Annotated in this window: 5 protein-coding genes; 1 reads left to right on the forward strand and 4 read right to left on the reverse strand. The window is 70.9% G+C overall.

The window, feature by feature from the left end; genetic code table 11:
• Nucleotides 1-143: 143 nt before the first annotated feature.
• The 4 genes from ACFWU9_RS36140 to ACFWU9_RS36155 form a co-directional block, all read right to left on the reverse strand.
• Nucleotides 144-881 carry a hypothetical protein gene (locus ACFWU9_RS36140; RefSeq protein WP_384325340.1) on the reverse strand — a complete coding sequence of 246 codons (738 nt, stop codon included), beginning with the start codon at nt 879-881 and terminating at the stop codon, nt 144-146.
• A gap of 111 nt (nt 882-992) precedes the next feature.
• The gene (locus ACFWU9_RS36145; RefSeq protein ID WP_384325341.1) at nt 993-1361 is read right to left on the reverse strand and encodes a DUF4440 domain-containing protein; all 369 of its coding nucleotides are present in this window, start codon (nt 1359-1361) and stop codon (nt 993-995) included.
• Entirely contained in the window at nt 1354-1908 is a 555-nt protein-coding gene (locus ACFWU9_RS36150; RefSeq protein WP_384325342.1) for a DUF1697 domain-containing protein, read from the reverse strand. The genes ACFWU9_RS36145 and ACFWU9_RS36150 overlap by 8 nt, the downstream gene beginning before the upstream one ends.
• Nucleotides 1909-2059: 151 nt before the next feature.
• Nucleotides 2060-3256, reverse strand: a complete 1197-nt coding sequence (locus ACFWU9_RS36155; protein WP_384325343.1) for a S8 family serine peptidase — start codon at nt 3254-3256, stop codon at nt 2060-2062.
• A gap of 378 nt (nt 3257-3634) precedes the next feature.
• On the opposite strand from ACFWU9_RS36155, the gene ACFWU9_RS36160 reads away from it, so the two are divergent.
• A complete protein-coding gene (locus tag ACFWU9_RS36160) occupies nt 3635-6022 on the forward strand; it encodes an MMPL family transporter (RefSeq protein WP_384325345.1) in 2388 nt (795 codons plus the stop codon).
• Nucleotides 6023-6165 lie beyond the last annotated feature (143 nt).

Genomic DNA, 6165 nt, shown 5'->3' on the forward strand with positions numbered 1-6165 from the left:
CTGTTTCACCCCCCCCCCCCGCCGGCGGCGGTGGTCCGGCGCGGTGCGCGGCGCCCGCCGGGGGGGGGCGCCTGGGCGGCACCCCGACCACCGCCCCCCCGCCTGTTCCGCTCCTCACCGGGACGGAGCGTCCGGTGCGCGCCCTACTTCATCGCGGGGATCTCCATGCCCTCCGTCTGCGGACGGAAGTTCTGGTTGGTCTTGCAGCCCAGGTCCTCGTAGGTGTTGACCTTGGTCTTCGGGTCGGTCTTCGTCAGGTGGTACTTGCACGCCTGCTTGATGAAGCGGCCGTTGATCCCGCCCGGGAAGTCGATCTCCTTGTTCCACAGGTACGGGGACTCGTAGCGGTTCAGCGCGGCCGTGGCGTTCACGTCGATACCGCCGGGGGCGTCGATCTCGTACACCCAGCCGGTCTTCGCGGCGCCGTAGGTGGCGAACTTCTGCGCCACCCACTTCTCACAGCTGGTGCTGACGTGCGCGCTGTCCTGCCCGCCGCCTTTGACGATGTACTCGGCCAGCGGGACCATCGCCTCGCCGCGCGGGGTGAAGCCCTTGTCGAACAGGTCCTGCACGTTCTCGCGCGTGTCGCCGCGCCACAGCGTGTTGTTGTCGGCGCGCCACTGCCAGCGCTCGGACGCGGCGGTCTGGCGGACGGTGTCGGCGATCAGCGGATTGGTGGTCGTACGCCACCAGTCCCAGGCGCGGTAGCCGACGACGGGACCGCAGGGCGCGGTGTCGAGTTCGGGAGCGAGGACCGGGGTGAGCGCGGGACCGTGCGGCTGAGGGATCGGGGCCGCCGTGGAGGCGGACGCGGCGCCCGGGACGAGCGCGGCGGTGGCGAGGGACGCGGTGGCGAGGACCCGCAGAGCGGCCTTCAGCATGGTGACTACCCATCAGTTGATCAACGTGACGGGCCCCTTTATAGCGGTGCGGTCACCGCATACCGGGCGAGTCGGGACGGATCCCACTCGAATGGTGGGCGCTCGGCGCGGTCAGGGGTGCCCCGGCGTGAAGGCCGTGCCCTGGTGGAAGTAGAGGAGCCAGCGCCCGTCGGTCAGCGTCCACAGGGAACTCCGGTGCGCCCACACCCCCTTGTGCTCGGTGTCGAACGTCAGCAGCACCAGGTTCGGGGCGAGTTCCACGCCCCGCATCTCGGTCGTCGTGACGGGCCGGGCCGCGGGGGCGTGCTCGGTGAGGGCCACGATGATCGAGTCCCGTTCCCAGCGCCGGCCCGAGGAGCCGACCCCGATGAACTCCGGGTGGAGCAGTGCCCCGACCCGTTCACCCGAGGACCGGACGACCGGGTCGAGGAGGTGCAGTTCGCACTCGATGGCGGCGACGATCGCGGGCGACTCAGTCATGGGTCAGCTCCACCAGCTTCGTGACGGTGTTCCAGTTGCGGCTGGTGGCGACGGTCCCCCGGTAGAGGCCGGGTCTGGAGAGCGCCACGGCCAGTCTGGACCGGCCGAGGCCGTCGGGGACGTACAGATACAGCGCCCTGTCGCCGAAGCGGAACTCCTCCGGGCGGTAGGACTCCTGGTCGATCGCGGCGAAGCGTTCGGGGTCCACCCGCTCGGAGAGGTAGGTGACATGGAGCTGCTTGGGCCGGAGCGAGGCGGCGGGGAAGGGGCAGGCGTCGGCGACGGACTTCAGATAGGCCCCGTCGCGCACCAGACAGTCGACCTCGAAGCCGAATCTCTCCTGGACGGCGTCACCGAGCGCGGCGGCGAGCGCGGACTCGTCGGCGCCGGTGGTGTCGGTGAAGACGGCGTTGCCGCTCTGGAGGTAGGTGACGACGTCGCTGTGCCCGAGGCCGGTGAGCACGTCGCGCAGAGCCGCCATCGGGACCTTCCGGTTCCCACCGACATTGATGCCGCGCAGCAGCGCCCCGTACCTGGTCGTCGTCATGGCTCCACGATAGGTGGGCGGGCGCCCGGGACCGCTCCGGCATGCGGAAGGCGGCCGCCGTGCCCCGTGGGGGAGGGCGCGGCGACCGCCGGTCCGCCGTGACGGCCCGTCGACGGGCGCCCGTCGGGAGGCGGCCGTCGACGGGCGTGGATCACTCGACGACCTTGAGCAACTTGTTCGCGGTGCCCGGGCCGGCGTCGGAGAGGGCATCGGGGGTGGCACCGTCCGTCAGGGCGGTGGCGACGTCGGCCGGTGCGGCGTCGGGGTGTCCGGCGAGGTACAGCGCCGCCGCGCCGACGACGTGGGGGGTCGCCATCGACGTACCGGAGATGGTGTTCGTGTCGGTGTCTCCGCCGTTCCACGTCGACGTGATGTCGGTGCCGGGGGCGTAGATGTCCACGACGGGGCCGTAGTTGGAGAAGACCGACTGCTGGTCGTCGACGGTGGAGGAGGCGACCGTGATGGCCTCCTCCACCCGGGCCGGGGAGGTCCCGCCCGCGTCGCTGCTGTCGTTGCCCGCCGCCACGCCGAAGGTGACGCCCGAGGCGATGGCCTGGCGTACGGCCTCGTCGAGGACGGGGTCGGCGCCGCCGCCGAGGCTCATGTTGGCGACGGAGGGACCGGTGTGGTTCGCGGTGACCCAGTCGATACCCGCGACGACCTGCTCGGTGGTGCCGTTGCCCGAGTCGTCCAGCACCCGGACGGCGACGATCTTCGCCTTCTTGGCGACTCCGTGGGCGGCGCCCGCGACGGTGCCGGCGACATGCGTGCCGTGGCCGTTGCCGTCGTCGGCGTTGTCGTCGTTGTCGACCGCGTCGAAGCCGGACGACGCGCGGCCCTCGAAGTCTGCGTGGCTGACGCGGACTCCGGTGTCGATGATGTACGCGGTGACGCCCTCGCCCCCGGCGTCGGGGTAGGTGTAGGCGTGGTCACCGGCGGCGGCGGTCTGGTCGATCCGGTCGAGGCCCCAGGACGGCGGGTTGTCCTGGGTGGCGCTCATCGAGAGCCTCTTGTTCTGTACGACCTTGGAGACGGCCGGGTCGGCGGCGAGGCGGCCGGCCTCGGCGGCCGAAAGACCGCTGGCCGAGAAGCCGTTGACGGCGGCCCGGTAGGTGCGGTCGAGCTTCCCGCCGTACTCGGCGGCGAGGTCCTTCTTGTTCGCCTTCTTGTCCAGCATCACGATGTAGCTGCCCGCGACCGCGCCCTTGGCGTCGGCCCCGTACACCGTGCCGAGGGGGGCGACCGCCCCCGCCGTGGGGGCGGTGAAGGCGGTGATACCGGCCACGGCCGCCACGGCGGTCGTGGCGGCGATGAGTCTCATCCGGACTGCGCGCTTATGAGTTGCCATGAAGAGGGTTCTCCTCGTGAACTTCTGTGGGGGGAAGGCCCGTCGGACGAAGAACTTCCGGCGAGCTGATGCGAAACCCTGGCCGATTGTCGCGCTCAGATCAAGACCCTCCGACCGCGATGACCTGGCGAACAACGTCTCTTCACACGAAATCGGCCAACCTCACCCAACTCGCGCCCGCCCTTCCGGCTGCGCCCGTGACGGGATGGTTGTAAGGGGCCTCGATCCTCCGTGTCAGGGATGCGACCTCCCCGTGAGGAGGAGGGAGGACACGCTGAGGCTCACCGGAGGGCAGGAGGAGAAGGCCGGAATCCGACCCTAAGTTCGAAGAGGGGCAGCGGCGCAGGGCCGCTCTCCGGCCCGAGGGGACGGACCGCGATGGGAACGACAGAGGAACGCCGACGCAGACACGAGGGCGGCGGGCCGCCGGAGCGGGGGCCCGGGACGGTGCCCGCGCCGCGCGGGATCGCGGCGCGCGCCGGTGGCTGGAGCGCGCGGCACCGGTGGACGGCCGTCACCGTCTGGGTGCTGTTCGTCGTACTGGCCATGGGACTTGGCTCGGCGGCCGGCCGCGTCGACGTCAAGGACAGCGACCAGATGTCCGGAGAGGTCAGCCAGGCCGAGCGGATCATCGAGGACTCGGGTCTTGAGGAGCCGGTGGGCGAGTCGGTCCTCGTCCAGGGTGTCGACCCGTCGACGTCCGCCACGGACAAGGAGTTCCGCGCGGGGGTGGCGGCGGTCATGGCCGCCGTGGAGCGTACGGGCGAGGTCGCCGACGTCACCTCCCCGTACGACACCGGGACCCTGTCGAAGGACGGGCGCAGCGCGCTGGTGCAGTTCAACATGCGCGGTGACCCCGAGACCGCGAGCGAGCGCGTCGAGCCGGTGATCGAGGCCGTCGAGGGCGTGCAGGAGCAGCACAAGGACACGCTGAGGATCGCCGAGATCGGCGGCGCCAGCATGAACAAGACCTTCGACGACGCGTTCGGCGACGACTTCAAGCAGGCCGAGATCTCCGCCGTGCCGGTGGCCCTGGGCATTCTGCTGATCGCCTTCGGCGCGCTGGTCGCCGCTCTGCTGCCGATCGCGCTCGCCCTCACCGCCATCATCGCGACGATGGGGCTCATGGGTGTGGTCAGCCATGTGATGCCGATGAGCGATACGGCCAACTCCGTGATGCTGCTCGTGGGTCTGGCGGTCGGTGTCGACTACTGCCTGTTCTATCTGCGGCGTGAGCGCGAGGAGCGCGAGGCCGGGCGCGACGCGGCGACGGCGCTGCGCATCGCGGCGGCGACGAGCGGCCGGGCCGTCATCGTCTCCGGTGTGACGGTCTGTGTCGCCATGGCCGGGATGCTCTTCACCGGGCTGGCCGAGTTCCAGGCGATGGGTCTCGCGTCGCTGATGGTCGTCGCGGTGGCGATGGTCGGTTCGGTGACCGTGCTGCCCGCCCTGCTGTCGCTGCTCGGTGAGCGGGTGGAGCGCGGGCGGGTGCCGTTCCTGAACCGTCTCAAGCGGTCGAAGAGGCAGCGTGCGGCGGAGGCCGGGGGCGCGGGGGCCCAAGGCACCACGGGCGAGAGCCGGTTCTGGCGCGCGGTGCTCGGCGGGGTGCTGCGCCGGCCGAGGACCTCGCTGGTGGTCGCGGCGGGCGCGCTCGTCGCGATCGCGCTGCCGGCCGTCGGCATGCAGACGCAGAACTTCACGCTGGACCAGGAGTTCGGCGACTCGCTGCCCATCGTCCAGACGTACGAGCGGGTCAACGAGGCCTTCCCGGGAGGCGCCGACCCGGCCGAGGTCGTGGTGCGGGCCGACGACATCAACGCCACGCCCGTACGGGAGGCGATCGCCGACTTCCGGGCGCGGGCGGTGAGTTCGGGCGCGTCGGAGGGGCCCGTCGAGATCGTCACGCACGACGCGCAGAACATCGCGATCATCGAGGTGCCGCTGGTCGGCGGCTCGGACCAGGACCGGGCGGAGAAGAGTCTGGAGCTGCTGAGGGACACCGTGCGGCCGGACACGCTCGGTGCGGTCGACGGTGTGGAAGCCCCGATCTCCGGTCAGGTCGCCGGGTCGAAGGACTTCAACGACCAACTGGTCGGGGCGGTCGCGCCCGTCTTCGCCTTCGTCGTGATCTTCGCCTTCGTACTGATGCTGCTCTGCTTCCGGTCACTGACGATCGCGGTGACGTCGATCGTGCTGAACCTGCTCTCGGTCGGCGCCGCCTACGGCATCCTGACCACTGTCTTCCAGCACGGCTGGGGCGCCTCGCTGGTCGGCGCCGAGGGCGTCGGGGCGATCATCTCCTGGCTGCCGCTCTTCCTCTTCGTGATCCTGTTCGGGCTGTCGATGGACTACCACGTCTTCGTGGTGTCCCGGATCCGCGAGGCGCGGCTCCAGGGCCGTACCACCCGGGAGGCCATCACCCACGGGGTGGTGACCACGGCGGGAGTGGTGACGAGCGCGGCGGTGATCATGGTCGCGGTGTTCGCCATCTTCGGGACGCTCTCGATGCAGTCCATGAAGCAGATGGGTGTGGGCCTGGCGGCGGCCGTGCTGATCGACGCGACGATCATCCGGGGAGTGCTGCTGCCGGCCATCATGGCGCTGCTGGACGAGCGCAACTGGTACTTCCCCAGGTGGCTGCGGTGGCTGCCGGACCTGACGCACGACGAGACGGTCGCCGGGGCGGGCGCCGACGCCGGTGCGGTCGCGGGCGGCGGTGACGCGTACGGGAAGACGGGCGAGCAGCCGGATCCCGTACGGCTCTGACAGACCGTCAAAGTTCATCACCGCAGGCGCGGGGGGGGGGGGGGCGCGCGGCCCGGCGGGGGGGGGGGGCGCGGGGGGGGGGGGGGGCGCGGGGGGCGGGGATTGAAAAGAAGAGAAAGGGGCGGAGAGATAAGTTTTGTTGA

It is taken from the genome of Streptomyces sp. NPDC058653 (genome assembly GCF_042716895.1).
Classification (GTDB): domain Bacteria; phylum Actinomycetota; class Actinomycetes; order Streptomycetales; family Streptomycetaceae; genus Streptomyces.